Here is a 16,642-nt window from a genome sequence, read left to right on the forward strand (position 1 = left end):
CAGGCTTGACGTCACATGCCCACAAACCGGGAGTTTTCGTGACAGGTGGCTAGGATGCGGCCGCCTTCAGGCCCGCCATCAGGCTTTGGAAACGCTCGCCTTGCACCGTCACATGGTCGCGCAGCGCATTGGCCGCGGCGTTGGAATCACCAGAGGTCAGCGCCGCGACAATCGCCTCGTGTTCGGTCAGCGATTGCGCCATCCGTCCGCGAAAACGCAGTTGCTGCCGGCGGAAGGGGCGCAGCCGTTTTTGCAGTTTCAGGCTTTCCTGCTCCAGAAAGCTGTTGCCCGATTCGCGGTAGATCGTGGCATGAAAGCGTTCGTTCTCGGCATAGTACAAATCGCTGTCCTGTGCCTCCGATGCCATCTGACAGCGAATGTTTGCCTCACGCAGTTCTTCCAGCGCCTCGTTCGACATGCGCCGTGCGGCCAGACGGGCACAGACCGCTTCCAGTTCTGCCATCACTTCGAACATCTCAAGCAGTTCCAGCGGACCGGGCTGGCGCACGAAGGCGCCCCGTCGCGGGATCAGGGTGACCAGTCCCGAGCTTTCCAGCCGTTGCAACGCCTCGCGCAGCGGGGTGCGGGACACGCCGAACTGTTCAGCCAGCCGAACCTCGTCCAGCCGGTCTCCGTCGGCAAAGGTGCCGTCAAAGATCATGTGTTCCAGTGAATTGGCGATATTTACGGCGCTGCGTTGTTCCATGCTGAAAAAGCTAGCTTGGCGATTTGAAGCACGCAATAACTATCTTCTTGTATACAAAGTGATTGACCTGAAAAACATCATACACCTATGATCAACCCGCCCATGCTTGGCGTTTGTGCCCTCTGACTCGGGACCTGTGCCCGAAAAACAGGCACTTATCCCGCCGCTCCGGCGCGCGGTTCCGGGTAGAGGAGCTGCGACATCACGCGAAAAGGACTGCAACATGACGATACTTGCCGACCTGCTTTCCACCATGTTCGAACGCCGGTATCGCACGCCGGGGCAGGGGCGCGCCTCGGGCCGTCCGGTCGAGGCGTTGATGGCCGACCTGCTGGGCAGCGCGGGCGAAACCTCCGAGCTGGCGCTGGCGCAAGACATACTGGGGCACTACGCCAGCCTTGACGATGCGGGCAAGCTGGCCTTCCTGCGGCACATGGCGCACGACATGAATATCGACCCGGAAACCGTGCGCTCGGCGCTGGACGCATATGAACAAGCGCCGTCAAAGCTGAGCTATCGCGCGTTCATGACCGCCGCCGAGCCGCAGCGACAAGAGTTGATTCGCCGTCTGAACCGCGTGCCCGGTGCCACCGGCGCGCTGGTGCGGATGCGCGCCGACCTGCTGCGGCTGGCGGGCGACGATCCCGAACTGGCCGCGCTGGACCTGGATTTCCGGCATCTCTTTGCCTCGTGGTTCAACCGGGGTTTCCTGGTGCTGCGCCCGATCAACTGGGAAAGCCCCGCGCATATCCTTGAGAAAATCATCGCCTACGAGGCCGTGCACGCCATTCACAGCTGGGACGACCTGCGCCGCCGCCTGCAACCGCAGGACCGCCGCTGCTTTGCCTTTTTCCACCCGGCAATGCCGGACGAGCCGCTGATTTTTGTCGAGGTTGCGCTGACCAAGGGCATCCCCGGCTCGATCCAGACATTGCTGGCCGAGGACCGCGCCGCCATCAATCCCGAGACATGCGACACCGCCGTGTTCTATTCGATCTCGAATTGCCAGGCCGGGCTGGCCAGCATTTCCTTTGGCAATTCGCTGATCAAACAGGTGGCGGCGGACCTGTCGGGCGAGTTGAAGGGGCTGAAATCCTTTGTCACCCTGTCGCCGATCCCGCTGCTGACGAAATGGGCCAAGGGCGAAGGCATCGAACTGCCGCAAGAGCCGGACGCGCGCCGCGCGCTGGCCGCGCATTACCTGCTGAACGCCAAGGGACGGGGCGATGCGCCCTTTGATCCGGTGGCGCGGTTCCATCTGGGCAACGGTGCACTGGTGCACGCGGTCCATGCCGATGCCGATGCCTCGGACAACGGTCAGGCACAATCGGGCGGTGTGATGGTGAATTATCTTTATGATCTCGCGCAAGTCGCGGTAAATCACGAAAACTTTGCGACCAAACGTAAAATCGTTGCCAGTTCCGAGGTCACCTCGCTGGCAAAAACAGGCGCCAACGCGATGACTGCGGAAAGGTAAGACATGGCCAACCCTCTTTACGACACCCTGTTCGGAGCCCATGCGGGGCGGGATGCACCATTCTTGCACCTGAGCGATGGCAGCACGGTGACCTATGCCGGTTTCCTGGCACAGGCGGCGCAGATCGCGCATGTGCTGACGGGGTTGGGGGTGCAGCCGGGCGACCGCGTCGCGGTGCAGGTGCACAAATCGCCGCAAGCGCTGGCGCTGTGCGCCGCCTGCGCGCAGGCCGGTCTGGTGTTCCTGCCGCTGAACACGGCCTATACCACGGACGAGCTGACCTATTTCATTGAAAACAGCGGTGCGGCGCTGGTGGTCTGCGACGCGGCCAAGACCGGATCGCTGGCGCCGGTGGCCGAAGGGTTGGGGGCCAGGGTGGAAACCCTGAACGCCGACGGCACCGGATCGCTGACCGACAAGGCGGCGCAGCAATCCGAGCAGTTTGACACGGTCGCCCGCGACGCGGACGACTTGGCGGCGTTTCTGTACACTTCGGGCACCACGGGACGGTCCAAGGGCGCGATGCTGACGCAGGCGAACCTGTTGTCGAACGCACAGACGCTGGTGAAAGAGTGGCAGTTCACGGCGGACGACGTATTGCTGCACGCGCTGCCGATTTTCCACACGCACGGGCTGTTCGTCGCCACCAATGTGACACTGGTCGCGGGCGGCAGCATGATCTTTATGCCCGGTTTCGATCTGGAGCAGATCCTGGCCCAGATGCCCCGCGCCACGACGATGATGGGCGTGCCCACGTTCTACACCCGTCTGCTGGACGACCCGCGTTTCACCCGCGAGGCCGCAGCACACATGCGGCTGTTCATCTCGGGATCGGCCCCGCTGCTGGCAGAAACACATGTGCAGTTCGAAGAGCGCACCGGCCAGCGCATTCTGGAACGCTATGGCATGACCGAAACGAACATGAACACGTCAAACCCCTATGACGGCGAACGCCGCGCGGGCACCGTGGGCTTTCCGCTGCCGGGGGTCGAACTGAAGATCACCGACCCCGACACCGGCGCGACCCTGCCGCAGGGCGAGGTCGGCGTGATCGAAGTGCGCGGGCCGAACGTGTTCAAAGGCTATTGGCAGATGCCCGAGAAAACCGCCGCCGAACTGCGCGACGACGGGTTTTTCATCACCGGCGACCTGGGGCAGATCGACGCCGACGGCTATGTCAGCATCGTGGGCCGCGGCAAGGATCTGATCATTTCGGGCGGCTACAATATCTATCCCAAAGAGGTCGAGCTGGTGCTGGACGAACAGCCCGGCGTGCTGGAAAGCGCGGTGATCGGCGTGCCGCACCCTGACTTTGGCGAAACCGTGGTGGGCGTGCTGGTGCCGCAAAAGGGGCAGAGCCCCGACACCGACGCGATCATGGAGACCATCAAGGGGCCGCTGGCACGCTTCAAACACCCGCGCCGGTTGGTGGTGATCGACAGCCTGCCGCGCAACACGATGGGCAAGGTGCAAAAGAACGTCCTGCGCGACGCCTACAAGGATATGTTCGCCCCGACCTGATGCAGCGGCAGATCTGTGTCGATCTGCGCGCCGAACTGGCGTAGCAATGGCGCAGCCGTGTTTGCAGCAAGGGACAGCCACCATGACCACAGCCCAACCAACACCCAAGATTGCCATTCTGGGCGCGGGGCTGATCGGGGCCGCCTGGGCCGCGCTGTTCCAGCATCATGGCGCAGATGTGCGGGTGTGGGACCCGCATCCCGATGCGCTGGCCGCCACGCCGAAACGCATGACAAAACCGCTGGCGCAACTGGCCGAAGCGGCCCCTGACGCGGGTCCGCTGGGCAGCGTGACCCTGTGCGAGACAGTGGCCGAGGCTGTAACCGGTGCCGATCTGGTGCAGGAAAACGCGCCCGAGAACATCCCCGTGAAACACGACCTTTATGCGCAGGTCGAACCGCTTTTGGCCGATCACGCGGTGCTGGCCTCGTCCACATCGGCGCTGACGTGGTCTGAACTCAGCCCCGGCTTGCAAGACCCCGCACGGCTGATCACGGCCCACCCGTTCAACCCACCGCATCTGGTGCCGCTGGTCGAAATCTACGGCACCGACGCGGACCGTATCGCACGGGCCGAGGCGCTTTATCGCGGCGCGGGTCGTGTGCCGGTGCGGCTGAACAAGGACGCAACCGGGCATATCGCCAACCGTCTGGCCTCGGCCCTGTGGCGCGAGGCGGTGTTCATGGTGCAGGACGGCATCGCCGATGTCGAAGCGATTGACGCCGCATTGGTCAACGGGCCGGGGCTACGCTGGTCTGTGCTGGGCGCGCATATGGCCTATCACTTGGGCGGCGGGGCAGGCGGGATGCAAGGCTATCTGGCCCATCTCGGTCCCAGCCAGGAACGCCGCTGGGCTGCTTTGGGGTCGCCCACCCTCAGCCCCGAGGTTCAGGCCGAACTGGTCGCCGGGGTCACCCGCGAGGCCGCAGGGCGCGACATTGCGGAACTGGAAGACACCCGCGACAAGGCGCTGATTGCCGCCCTGCGCGCGCGCAAGGATGCCCCTCATGTCTGAGACCACACCGCCCCGTATCGCGCTGATCCATGCGCTCGAGGAATCCGTGCTGCCGATCCGCGACGCCTTTGTCCGGCTCTGGCCGCAGGCGCTGCGGGCCGATCTGCTCGACGCGTCGCTGTCCGCCGATCTGGCCGCTGCGGGCGCGTTGGACGATGCGATGACACAGCGGTTTATCACGCTGGGCCGTTATGCCGCGCGCGGGACCGGCACCGACGACACCCGCGCCGTCCTGTTCACCTGTTCCGCCTTTGGCCCCGCGATCGACGCGGTGAAAGCGGACCTGTCGATCCCCGTGATGCGTCCCAACGAGGCCGCCTTTGACGCGGCGCTGGACATCGGATCACGCATCGCGCTGGTGGTCACCTTTGGCCCGTCGCTGCCCGCGCTCAGCTGCGAGCTTGAGCAGATGGCAGCCCGACGGGGGCAAACCGTCGAAATCACGCCGGTTCTGGCCGACGGCGCGCTGGCCGCGCTCAAGGCAGGCGACGGCGCAGGCCATGACGCGGCGGTGCGCGCAGCATGCAAGGCGCTGGGGCCGCAGGACGCGGTGGTGCTGGGCCAGTTCAGCCTGGCGCGGGCCGAAAAACAATTGACCCCGATGCTGGACTGCCCCGTCATCACCACCCCCGACAGCGCCGTGCGCGCCCTGCGCCAGATGTTGGAGGCCGGCCAGTCCTGAGCCGTCACATGGTAAGACCCGCACCTGAAATGTGGCCACATTGCAACGGCTTGACCGGCATCCAAAGATGGCCGGATGTTGCGGCTTGTGGTTGCAGGGCCCGGCGCTGTTGCGGTCCGGGAACGGCCTGACGTGGCCCCGCAGCACCGCCAAGTGCATGTGTATTATATGTTGTTTCTTTCGCACGGCTTCGAAAGGAACGCTTTCGTCGGCGGCGATAGATTTAGACAGACACCGGGATCCAGGCTAACAACTCAAGATAGTGTAATTCGAAAAGCCACGCAAAAGTTGTGGCAACACTGTATCGAGCAAGTATTGTTAGTGATGTAACCGGGACAGGCTCTTTTAGTGCGCAAGCTTGATGTTTTTCTTATCGCTCTCTTCATACTGATCACGATCAGTATGGCAATGCTGCGCTATCAAACATCGCAAACGGCGGCTCAACAAGAATTCGTGCGCCTGTCACTGGACGGGACCGAAGCACTGGACACACGGTTCGACAGCTATTTGCACAGCCTGACTGGCGTTGCCGCGTTTATCGTCGCCTCTGACAACGTCACGAGGCAAGAGTTCGATTCATACGTCAAATCCCTGAAAGTCGAAGACTATCTGCCCGGGGTTCTGGGCATGGGCCTGATCGAGGCTGTGCCCGCAACGGACATGGAAAGCTTTATGGCGCTGCATGCAGAGCCAGGGCTCGAGCCATTTGAAATACATCCGAAGGTCGATACCGATGAACATCTGATCATCAGTCACATCTCACCACTGGAACGCAACCGCGACGCCCTGGGGCTGGATTTGCGCTTTGAAGAGGCGCGGACCGAGGCGCTGGAAAATTCGCGCGCGACGGGCAAGCCGCAGATGACCCGCCGGATCACGCTGGTCCAGGACGAAATGGAGCAGGCGGGTTTCCTGCTGGTGCTGCCGGTTGCGATGCCCCAAAAGGCGGGCTGGTCGAAAGACCTGTGGGTCTATGTGCCTTTTGTCGGGCCGGATATCCTGGCTGATCTGACCCCCAGCCAGGGCAAAAGCTACGAAATCTCGGTCTATGACGGCGAGACGACCGATCCTGAAAACCTGATCTTTGACACCGACCCCGATCGTAAAAACGCGGGCGCGTTTTCCACCGTTCTCACCACCTCGAACCTGGGGCGGGCCTGGACCGTGGTCTACCGCAGCACTCCGGCCTATGACGCGCTGTTCAAGAAATACGCGCACATTCTGATCCTGATCGCGGGCACGCTGCTGACCTTCATGCTGTATGTCGCCTTGCGCAGCACGCGCATCCGCAGCGAAGCCATGGCCGAAGTGGCCGAAATGCGCGCCCGCAAGCTGAACGCGCAGGAGGCCGAGAAAAGCTCGATCCTTGAAAACGCCGTGTCAGCGGTGTTTGTCCTGGATGGCGACGGCAGGGTGCTGTCCGCGAACCAGGCCGCGCTTGACATGTTCGGCCACGATTCATCCGAACTGCCCGCGCGCGCGTTCGACACACTGGTGCAAACGGTTGAGCAAGCCGAGCCCGGAGACCGTCACAACGCAATCGGCCAGACCAAGGACGGCAGACGCCTGTTGCTGGATGTGCAGCGCAACGACTGGCTGTCGTTCGACGATGAACTGCGCAGGACGATCATCATCCACGACCTGACCGAAGAAATCCGCACCCAGGACGAATTGAAAAACACCAAGACATTGTACGACCTTGCCCTGCAAGGTGCGCAGATCGGGGTGTTTGACGTGGATCTGACCACTGGCACCTCGGACGTGTCCGACACATGGTGCCGGATCATGGGCATCGAGCCAAACACACAGTCCATGGATACCCAGACCATGGACACCCAAAGCCTGTTCATGGAACGGATTCACCCCGAAGACCGTCAGATTCTGATCAACGCCGATGTCGCCTGTATGCGTGGCGAGACCGAACGCTCGATCGCGGAATACCGTATCCGGTTCGACACCCCCGACGGCGTTGTCTGGCGCTGGATGAAATCCGACGCCATCGTGGTGGAGCGGGATGAAAACGGCAGGGCAACGCGGCTGATCGGCACCCAGACCGACGTCACCAATCTGCGCCATTCGCGCAACGCGCTGGAAGCCAGCGAGAAACGATTCCGCAAGGTGATCAGCGTTGCCCCCGTGAGTATGGTCATGATGGATGACCAGAGCAACATCACCGGCGTGAACAATGCCTTTTGCACGGTCAGCGGTTATTCCGAGGACGAACTGATGGCGCCGATGCGCATGGCGGACCTGATCCCGCCCGATGGGCGTGGTCCGATCTACAAGGCCGTGGCCGAAATGGTCGCCGCGGGCGCCGAACTGTACGAAGGCGAACATGAGGTCCTGCATTCAAGCGGCGAACTGCGCTGGTGTTATTTCCGCGTCAGCTGGGTCTATGACAAGAACGAAGGCCGCTATTTCTATGTGGCGCAGGTTCTGGACATCACCGACCAGAAGAAGGTCGAGCATATGAAAAACGAATTCGTGGCCACGGTCAGCCACGAATTGCGCACGCCGCTGACCTCGATCAAGGGCGCGCTCGGGCTGATCCGTGCGACCGGCGGCGACGACATGCCCCCCGCCACGCAGCGGCTGATGGACATCGCCACCACGAACGTCGACCGGCTGACCTCGATCGTCAACGACATCCTGGACCTTGAAAAGATCTCGTCGGGCGAGGTCACGTTCAACTTTGAAAATGTCGATATGGGCGGACTGATCCGCGACACCGTTGACGAATTGTCGCCTTATATCAGAACCCATCTCGCCACCGTTGAGATTGACCTGCCCGAGGTCCCGCTTGAGGTCTTTGCCGATCCCGGACGGACGAAACAGGTTCTGGTCAACCTGTTGTCGAACGCCTGCAAATACTCGCCCGACAACAGCGCCGTGCGGATCAAGGCCGAAAGGCTGGGCGGCGTGGGCATCGTCTATATCCAGAACGAAGGCCCCGGCATCCCCGAGCATTTCCGTGTGCGCATCTTCAAGGCGTTCTCGCAGGCCGACAGTTCGGACACGCGCGCCAAGGGCGGCACCGGTCTGGGCCTGAACATCACCCGCCAGATCGTAAAGCGTCATGGCGGCGAGATCGGATTTGAAAGCATTCCCAATCGCGTGACCGTGTTCTGGTTCACCTGCCCGCTGGCGGAAACCAAAGCGCTTTTGCCGCCCCCGGATGCGATAAAACCATCGGAAAACCGCGAACGGCTGAAAGTGCTGCATCTCGAAGACGATCTGGATTTTGCCGAAGTCATCCACTCGGGCCTGACCCCGGTGGCCGATGTCTCTCATGCCAAGAATCTCGCAGAGGCCCGCAAACGTCTGAAACACAACGATTACGATGTGATCGTTCTGGACTGGACGCTTCCCGACGGGGACGCGTCAGAGTTGCTGGACGAAGTTTACGAGTCGGGCAAGAATATTCGAATCGTGGCATTGTCTGCGGATGGCAGCCGCCGCGCCGATCAACGGCTGTCTGCAAATCTTGTCAAATCGCGCACGGATCTGGCCGGAATCTCGGCAAGTGTGCTGGGTCTCGAGGCTCAGGCGTCATAGCACAACCCAATCGGCGACACCCTGATAGACCAAGCTTGCCCTATTTTTGCCAATTTGGACTGTAATAAATGACACATCCGCAAAACGACCGGCGGGTTTGTAAGAACATGACGCGTTTATGCCGAGTGTTTCGGTTCAGGGATGAGCAGTGTGTTAGTTAAGGGTTTTACCGATAAGACGGCGGTTGGGTTTGCATTTGGCAGTGCTTTGGCATTTGGCTGGTACGCATATAGTCCTAGCTTCCTACCAGGCATCAGCGCAGAGGTGCTGCCGATCGCGGGCGCAATCACGCTTGCCGGGCTGACCCCTCTGGCGATTGTCAAATACAACATCCGCCGCATGACTTCGGGTCGGGCCTTGTCCATGGCCCAACGGCTGAGCGCGCTGGACCGGCACGCCATGGTCACCATCGTCAACGAAAAACACGAACTGTCAGAGGCGAATGACCAGTTTCTGGAAATGACCGGCTATACCCGCAACGAGCTGATGGGCGAGCAGGTGCTCAAGGTCTATGACATCGCCCATCGCGGCCTGGCGCTTGAAATCCGCACCTGCCTGCAACGTGGCGAGCTGTGGCAGGGCGAAACACCGCTGCGGTGCAAGGACGGTTCGATCATTTACACGCACAGCACCATCATGCCGCTGTTCGACACCAAGGGTGTCTGGAAAGGGTCGATTTCCGTGCGCACCGACATCACGCGCACACGCCAGCTTCTGGCGGAACGCAACGTCGCAGAGTCCCTGCACGAACTGCGCGATGACATCTGGATTGTCCGCGCCGATTCCGAGAAATTCGCCTATGTCAACGCCGCCGCGCGGCGCCGTCTGGGCTGGCAGGACAATGAGGTCGAACGCCATTCCCTGTCCGAACTGGCGATGCAGCCGGGCGCCAAGGCCATTCGCAGCGCGTGCCGGCGTATGATCGAACGCAACGAAACCTCGACCCAGTTCGAAGAGACCCTGTTTGATGTGCCCTTTCACATCAGCATCAAGTTTCTGCCCAGCCATCATAACGATGGCCGCTTCCTGATCGTGCTGAACGACATTTCCGCCCGGATCGAACAGGAACGGGCACAGTCCGATTTCATCTCGACCGTGAGCCACGAACTGCGCTCGCCGCTGACGTCGATCAAGGGTGCGATGGGGCTGATGCTGTCGAATGCCACCGGCGACCTGCCGGACAAGGCGGTCGACCTGTTGGGCATCGCCCATCGCAACGCCGACCGACTGGTGCTGATCCTGAACGACATTCTGGACCTCGAGAAAATCTCGGCCGGTCGCATGGAATTCACGCTGGACGATGTGGACATGCGCGACCTGATCCGCGAAGCGCAGGTCGCCAACGCGAACATCGGCGAGCGTTTCGGCATTTCGCTCGAAGCGATTGGCCTGGACGATCCGCTGCCGCTGCGCACCGATCCCAACCGTGTGATCCAGGTGTTGAACAACCTTGTCTCCAACGCCTGCAAGTTTTCCAAGGCAGGCGACACCGTCGCCATCCGCGTCCGCGACGAGGGCGACAGCCTGCGCATTTCGGTGCGTGACCAGGGGCAGGGGATTCCGCTGCAGGATCAACACAAGATTTTCGAAAAATTTGCCGACCTGGCCAACTCGTCCCGCACAACCAAGGGTGGAACAGGTTTGGGGCTGAGCATTTGCAAGGCCATCGTGCAAAGTCTTGGAGGTACGATCGGCTTTACCAGCGTCGAAGGTGTTGGAACGACATTTTTCTTTAATTTGCCCAAACTCGAGGCTATATCCTCGGAAGCCAGCAACGAGCCGAAATTGCGCGTGGCCTCTTGATTGGAAATTAGATGATAAAAATATTACACGTTGAAGATGATGCAGATATTCGCGAGATCGCCCAGCTTGCCCTCGGGCTCTCCGGCGATTTCGAGGTGGTCCAGAGCGCCTCTGGCGAAGAGGCGCTTTTGATGGTTCAGGCCTTTGTTCCCGATGTGCTCTTGCTGGACGTGATGATGCCCGGCATGACCGGTCGCCAAACACTGGAACGGATGCGCCAGATCCCCGCACTGGAAAAAACGCCTGCCATCTTCATGACCGCCCGCGCCCAGAATTCCGAAGTGGAAGAGCTGCGCGAACTTGGCGCGGCCGAGGTGATCAGCAAGCCGTTTGATCCGATGCTGCTGGGCGACCAGATCAAGGCCGCCTTGAAAGCCTACGTCGAAACCTGAAGACGTCATTCCGATACGAAACGGCTCACAGGCATCCACAATCGTGGGTGCCTTTTGCATTCAGGGACCACTGGTCAAGGGACGGGGCAGGCAGGCGCGCACCGCACAAACGAAAAAACGCGCCGGGTTCAGCGCGTTTTTTCAGGGTCTTGCCGGTCCGTTGCTAATGCAACATCCCTTTGCACTGTTCGACAAAGTCGTCGATCTGGACCAGCAACGCATCGGGGCACAGCGCCAGGTCGTTGTCCGGGCCGTTCAGATGCGCGACAATCTCGTTTTCGCACGCCCGCGCCGCATTGCCCAGATCGTCAAAGCCCAGCGATCCCGCCGTGCCCGCGATCTGGTGCAGGATGTCACGGGCCGCAGCCAGGTTGCCGTTCACCTCATCCAGCGTGTGACTTTCATAGGCCAGCACCGCATGGTGGGCGATGCTTTGTTGACGGGTGACCAGAAGATCCAGAAATCGTCCCCGGATCTTTTCCAGACCCGACATCATATCCAAGCCGCCGTCCATTATGCGCGTTGCTCGGTCAGCCAAAAGTCATGGCGGTTGCGTTCATACTTTTCCGCGGCCGCCTTGGCGCTGGAATGCGCCTCGCCCAGGGCGTTCATCACGGCATTGCCACTTTTCCAGATCATCCGCACGGCACTGCCTGCGCTGACACGTGGTTCAAGCGGTTCACCCTTGTTGTTGAACAGCTCCATCCGCGACAGCGCCAGGTTCACATCGTCCATCAACCGCTCTGTATCGGGGCGCCAGCCGCTTTCGGTGACGCACACAAAGGTGCCGTCGCCGCCATAGGACATCAGGAACTGATGGCCTGCCAACGTGTCCGAAATCACCTCGGCCACATCCGAGATCAGGCCGCTGAATTCAAAGGCGTTCAGCGCCTGGTGAAACGCTTCAATGTCGCGCACGGAAAAGCCAAAGGCGGTGGAACCGAACAGCGCGTTGCGCGACAGCTGGGCCACATAGTTTTCCATCGCGATAAAGTCGATCACGTTGTCCACATCATAGACCGACAGCGGTTCATGCAGCTCAAGCGTCTGCGGAACGGCGGCGGCGGACTTGGCGGCAAAGATTTTCTTTGTGCGCAACTGGCGGGTCTGGGTCATCTTTTCGACCATGCCCACGCGGACGCGCAACTCGTTCACTTCGAACGGCTTGGTCACATAGTCGGTGGCCCCCGCCTTGAACGCGGCATCGATATAACGTTTGTCGGACATGGCCGTGACCATCAGCACCGGCGTGTCCGCATAGCGGGCAATATCACGGATGCGGGTCAACAGTTCGACGCCGTCCATCTGCGGCATCTGGATGTCCAGCATGAAACACTCGAACGGCGCGCATCCGGGTGTCTTGAGAATGTCCAGCGCCTCGGCGCCGGATTCGGCGGTGGTCAGCTCGTGCTCGCCAATAGCCGCAACGAACTGTGTCAACAGTTCGAGAATGATGGGATCATCGTCTACAGCCAAAATACGCACTGCTAGTCTCCATTTTTCGTTTCTGGCCCCAAACGCCTGTCTCGGGGCCATATGACAACTCTACGGGGAAAGATGGCATCAATTGGGCGATTGGAGAAACAATTGGAATTTTTCAAAAAAATTGTAGCTTTTACCCGGTTTAATCCGCACGCAATGCGTGCAGAACCGCACCGCAACACACGTGCGATTGGAAAATGGGCAAACGGCGGCTTCGGCGAAATGCCACAAGCCGCCGTTCGGATTGTACCAGGGCGCAGGCCCCGGGATCAGTCGCGCGAGTCCACGTAGCTCTCGAATTTGGCGAAGAGGTTGCTTTCTTCCTCCTCGACGCTCTCGCTGAACGGCTCGGACTTGATGCTAGTCTCGCGCAGCTTTTCGCTTGCGGACATGCCGGACCAGTAACGTTGGTTCCCCACCGAGGCGACCCGCACCTTGGGTGGTGTGGCGATCTGGCTGGTTTCCTCGTCCCAGTTCCGCGCAAGATCCTGGGTCATGTCGCGGCGCAACTTGTTCAGGTCCAGACGACGACGACCGATGGTCAGCCCCAGGAACCGACCCGAGCCGACATAGGCGACGTGGGCGGCAAATCCGTTCAGCGAATCCAGCGTGATCTCGGCCAGCTGTTCGATCGCGTTGCGGAAGGCAGGGGGCGACACGGTGGCGTGGGCGGCCTTCATGCCCTGTGCCTCGATGCTGAACAGGTTCATCGCATAGCAACCGGTTTGCAGCCGCAGCAGATGGTTTTCCATTTCAAGCAGGTTGGACATGCCGGGCACGTCCAGCTTGAACGGCTCCTCAAAGCGCACTTTGACCAGCGCGGTCAGCTCGCCCAAAGTGTGCTGTGCCTCACGCTCGCGCAGCAGGCTTGCGTTCAACAGGCCGGCGGAATTGATCCGCGCGCCCAACTCGACACCTTCCAGGGGTTTCGAGATATAATCGGTCGCACCGGCAAAGAACGCGCGTTGCATCAGCCCCGCTTCGCGGCTGGCGGTCATCATCAGGATCGGGGTGCTGCGGTAGGCCGCGCAGGCGCGGATCATTTCGCACATTTCAATCCCGTCCACGCCGGGCAGCATGATATCGACGAGGAAACAATCGAACAGACGTGGCGATTCACGAACGATGTCCAAAGCATCCTCGGCCGATGCAGCGCAGGTCAGTTTGTAGTTTTTCTCTTCAGTCAAACTGCCACGCAGCAAGTCCAGAATGACCGGATCGTCATCTACGGCAAGAATATGCATCATTGGTTTCGTTCCCCATATACGTTTCCACCTCAAGCAGCGGTTGATCTGCTTTAAGTTGTTAACAAAAGGTCAGTGAAACGGGGCAATTTTGAGACCAGTTGGCGGAAAAACAGTGTTAAATATGGCTTTCCCTGCCTTGGACCGAACAGATTGAGCGGGTTCCCTCTCAACCATAGCCTGAAATGTGGCGGTTTTGTGATACTATGCGTAAAGCACCTTGGTCCCGGAGGTTTCGCAAAAACTGGCGCAGGCAGGCGACAGGGGCAGGTCGGTCACGAACAAATCGACTTGCGCCATCGAGGCAATGCGGGCCGGAGCCTTGCGTTCGAACTTGGACCCGTCGGCAACCAGGAACACCTCTTCCGAATGGGCGATGATCGTTTTGCTGACGCCGACCTCCTGAATATCGAAATCCATCAGGTCGCCATTCTCGCGCAGCGCCGAACAGCTGATGACTGCATAGTCGAACTGGAACTGGCGGATGGTCTGCGTCGCCAGATCACCGATCAGCCCGCCATCGGACCGGCGCAGGTTGCCGCCTGTCACCACGACCTCGATGCTGGGGTTTTGCGACAGGATCATGGCAATGTTGATGTTATTGGTCACAACCAGCAGCCCCTGATGATGCAACAGCTCCCCGGCGACGGCTTCGGTGGTGGTGCCGATGTTCAGGAACACCGAACAGTCGTTCGGAATCTGCGCCGCACAGACGCGGGCAATGTCGACCTTGGCCGCCTGGTTCAACTCGCGGCGTTCGCTGTATCCGATGTTCGTGGTCGTCGAGGGCAGCACAGCCCCCCCGTGCACCCGCTCAAGCTTGCCTGAATCCGCAAGCTCGGTCAGGTCGCGGCGAATGGTCTGCGGGGCAACGCCGAAATGATCCACCAGCCCGTCCACCGTCACCCGGCCTTCGCGGCGGGCGATCTTGATGATCTCGGGTTTGCGCAAAGATTGACTCATTCTCCCTCCCATACGGTCACGAATCGAAGCCTGTAACCTGCGCTATTGTGCGGTTCGCAGCGCGCACTTGTAAATTGACATCGATTTCTGCGCGAAATCCAGTGTAAATTCAGCCTCTTGGCTAAAAACGAGCAAAAACGAACATTTTTACCTTCCAAACGCGCGTGGATTTTGTACGCTGTGCCCCAAGCGGCGGTAACGTCGCAGGGGAGGCTTTTGATGAAACCGGACTGTGACCTGCTGATTATCGGCGGCGGCATCAATGGATGTGGCATTGCGCGTGACGCGGCGGGCCGTGGCCTGTCGGTCTGTCTGGCCGAGATGAACGACATCGGCTCGGCCACCTCTGCATCCTCGACCAAACTGTTTCACGGCGGCCTGCGCTATCTGGAATATTTCGAACTGCGGCTGGTCCGCGAGGCGCTGATCGAACGCGAGGTCCTGTTGCGCGCGATGCCGCATATCTCGTGGCCCATGCGGTTCGTGTTGCCCCATCACCGGTCGATGCGCTTTGACATGACAACGCCCACGTCAAAGCTGTTGAGCGTGGTGATGCCGTGGATGCGCGGACGCAGGCCCGCGTGGCTGATCCGGCTGGGGCTGTTTCTTTACGACAATCTGGGCGGGCGCAAGATCCTGCCCGGCACCTCCAGGCTGGACCTGCGCAGCGCCCCCGAAGGGCGCGGCCTGAACCCGAAGTTCGAGAAGGCGTTCGAATATTCGGATTGCTGGGTCGAGGATTCGCGTCTGGTGGTGCTGAACGCCCGCGACGCCGAAGCACGCGGCGCACAGATCATGCCGCGCACCAAGGTGACAGGCGCCGAAGTGGTGGACGGCCTGTGGCACGTCACTTTGCAGGAGGGCGACCAAAGCCGCACCATGACCGCCAGAATGGTGGTGAATGCCGCAGGCCCGTGGGTCGGCGACGTGCTGCGCGGCACGCTGAAAAGCAATTCGCAAAGCGGCGTGCGTCTGGTGCGCGGCAGTCATATCGTGACCCGGCGGCTGTTCGACCACGACAAATGCTATTTCTTCCAGGGCACCGACGGACGCATCATCTTTGCGATCCCCTACGAGACCGACTTTACCCTGATCGGCACCACCGACATGGACCATACGGATGCGGATGTGAAACCGCAGATCACGCCAGAGGAACAGGCCTACCTGATCGACTTTATCAACGGCTATCTGGCGAAACCGATTTCCGACGCAGATGTGGTGTGGACCTATTCCGGCGTGCGTCCGCTCTATGACGATGGCGCCAGCAGCGCCAGCGCGGCCACCCGTGATTACGTGATCAAGACCGACACCAGCCGCGGCGCCCCGGCGCTCAGCGTCTTTGGCGGCAAGATCACGACATATCGCCGGCTGGCCGAAACCGCGCTGGAACAGATCGCGCATCATTTCGACGGGATCGACAAGGTCTGGACCGCGGGCGTGCCGCTGCCCGGGGGCGATTTCCCGGTGGACGGGGTCGACGCATTGGTGGCCGGCCTGAAACGCGACTTTCCCTTCCTGACCGACCGCTGGGCGCTGCGGCTGGTGCGTGCCTACGGGACCGAAGCCGCGCAGATGCTGGACGGTGCCAGAACGCTGGCCGATCTTGGCACCGACTTTGGCGCGACATTGACCGCGCGCGAGGTCACGTGGCTGATGGACAAGGAATACGCACGCACGGCGCAGGACGTGGTCTGGCGGCGCAGCAAACTGGGCTTGCGGATGGATGCAGCGGAAATCGACCGCTTGCAGGGATGGATGAAAGACCACGCACAGCAGTCGAATGCTGCGGCGGCGGAATAGGG

The 16,642-nt window shown here is 60.8% G+C and carries 13 protein-coding genes; 8 read left to right on the forward strand and 5 right to left on the reverse strand.

The genetic code is table 11. From position 1 onward, the window contains the following. Positions 1–49: 49 nt before the first annotated feature. Positions 50–706 carry a GntR family transcriptional regulator gene (locus tag BUC08_RS21370; protein ID WP_037929089.1) on the reverse strand — a complete coding sequence of 219 codons (657 nt, stop codon included), beginning with the start codon at positions 704–706 and terminating at the stop codon, positions 50–52. Positions 707–929: 223 nt separating this feature from the next. Between BUC08_RS21370 and BUC08_RS21375 the strand changes: the two genes are divergently transcribed. The 7 genes from BUC08_RS21375 to BUC08_RS21410 all read left to right on the forward strand — a co-directional run bounded on the left by BUC08_RS21375 (position 930) and on the right by BUC08_RS21410 (position 11,151). Then, entirely contained in the window at positions 930–2,183 is a 1,254-nt protein-coding gene (locus tag BUC08_RS21375) for a malonyl-CoA decarboxylase (protein ID WP_037929087.1), read from the forward strand. 3 nt (positions 2,184–2,186) lie between these two features. Continuing rightward, complete coding sequence (locus BUC08_RS21380; RefSeq protein WP_037929085.1) at positions 2,187–3,704, forward strand: malonate--CoA ligase; 1,518 nt, start codon at positions 2,187–2,189, stop codon at positions 3,702–3,704. An 82-nt stretch (positions 3,705–3,786) separates the two neighbouring features. Continuing rightward, on the forward strand, positions 3,787–4,719 hold the full coding sequence (locus BUC08_RS21385) for a 3-hydroxyacyl-CoA dehydrogenase NAD-binding domain-containing protein (protein ID WP_037929083.1): 933 nt from the start codon (positions 3,787–3,789) through the stop codon (positions 4,717–4,719). Then, a complete protein-coding gene (locus BUC08_RS21390; protein ID WP_037929080.1) occupies positions 4,712–5,401 on the forward strand; it encodes an aspartate/glutamate racemase family protein in 690 nt (229 codons plus the stop codon). The genes BUC08_RS21385 and BUC08_RS21390 overlap by 8 nt, the downstream gene beginning before the upstream one ends. A 408-nt stretch (positions 5,402–5,809) precedes the next feature. Continuing rightward, the gene (locus BUC08_RS21400; protein WP_234973787.1) at positions 5,810–8,956 is read left to right on the forward strand and encodes a CHASE domain-containing protein; all 3,147 of its coding nucleotides are present in this window, start codon (positions 5,810–5,812) and stop codon (positions 8,954–8,956) included. A gap of 264 nt (positions 8,957–9,220) precedes the next feature. Beyond that, positions 9,221–10,759: a PAS domain-containing sensor histidine kinase gene (locus tag BUC08_RS21405; protein WP_224557189.1), complete on the forward strand. Its 1,539-nt coding sequence runs from the start codon at positions 9,221–9,223 to the stop codon at positions 10,757–10,759. An 11-nt stretch (positions 10,760–10,770) separates the two neighbouring features. Further along, entirely contained in the window at positions 10,771–11,151 is a 381-nt protein-coding gene (locus BUC08_RS21410) for a response regulator (RefSeq protein ID WP_037929072.1), read from the forward strand. Between the two features lie 163 nt (positions 11,152–11,314). Here the strand turns inward: BUC08_RS21410 and BUC08_RS21415 are convergent, their stop codons facing one another. From BUC08_RS21415 to BUC08_RS21430, 4 genes are all read right to left on the reverse strand, one after another. Then, the gene (locus BUC08_RS21415) at positions 11,315–11,647 is read right to left on the reverse strand and encodes an Hpt domain-containing protein (protein ID WP_224557305.1); all 333 of its coding nucleotides are present in this window, start codon (positions 11,645–11,647) and stop codon (positions 11,315–11,317) included. Positions 11,648–11,664: 17 nt separating this feature from the next. Continuing rightward, a complete protein-coding gene (locus BUC08_RS21420; RefSeq protein WP_037929066.1) occupies positions 11,665–12,636 on the reverse strand; it encodes a response regulator in 972 nt (323 codons plus the stop codon). A gap of 266 nt (positions 12,637–12,902) precedes the next feature. Then, positions 12,903–13,880: a response regulator gene (locus tag BUC08_RS21425; protein ID WP_224557188.1), complete on the reverse strand. Its 978-nt coding sequence runs from the start codon at positions 13,878–13,880 to the stop codon at positions 12,903–12,905. 201 nt (positions 13,881–14,081) lie between these two features. Then, complete coding sequence (locus BUC08_RS21430) at positions 14,082–14,840, reverse strand: DeoR/GlpR family DNA-binding transcription regulator (RefSeq protein WP_037929064.1); 759 nt, start codon at positions 14,838–14,840, stop codon at positions 14,082–14,084. Positions 14,841–15,059: 219 nt separating this feature from the next. Between BUC08_RS21430 and glpD the strand changes: the two genes are divergently transcribed. Beyond that, positions 15,060–16,640 (forward strand): glycerol-3-phosphate dehydrogenase, encoded by a 1,581-nt coding sequence (gene glpD, locus BUC08_RS21435; protein ID WP_037929062.1) that lies wholly within the window; start codon positions 15,060–15,062, stop codon positions 16,638–16,640. Positions 16,641–16,642: the final 2 nt, after the last annotated feature.

Source organism: Pseudosulfitobacter pseudonitzschiae (assembly GCF_900129395.1).
Classification (GTDB): domain Bacteria; phylum Pseudomonadota; class Alphaproteobacteria; order Rhodobacterales; family Rhodobacteraceae; genus Pseudosulfitobacter; species Pseudosulfitobacter pseudonitzschiae.